This is a genomic window from Halalkalibacter flavus (assembly GCF_036663575.1).
Taxonomy (GTDB): Bacteria; Bacillota; Bacilli; order Bacillales; family Bacillaceae_D; genus Halalkalibacter; species Halalkalibacter flavus.
Window position 1 is genome coordinate 1 of record NZ_JAWRVK010000318.1, and the last position, 254, is coordinate 254.

The window sequence follows — 254 nt, forward strand, 5'->3', positions numbered from 1 at the left end:
TTTTTCAGCCATATATGGTTTTGTTTCGTTGTATAAGTCACCGTAATATACCTGTGGGACAGTGTCCTTATTGCTTAAAAGAATTGCGTATTGAGCAGGCACATTGTATTGGGCATATTGTTTATAGGCTCTTGCCTGGTCCACGTAAAATTCTTGCCAAGCCTGGTTAGCATATTCAGCCTTGTAACCAGTGGTCATAATATCCTTCACACCAGGATGATCATTGATAATTATCTGGTTAATAAGGTTCTTTC

General features: G+C 38.6%; 1 protein-coding gene. It reads right to left on the bottom strand.

Features of this window, described 5'->3' with window-relative positions; translation table 11 throughout:
* Window positions 1–254, bottom strand: a 254-nt coding sequence (locus tag SAY88_RS25330) for a glycoside hydrolase family 70 protein (protein ID WP_332635199.1), incomplete at both ends; no start/stop codon positions are given.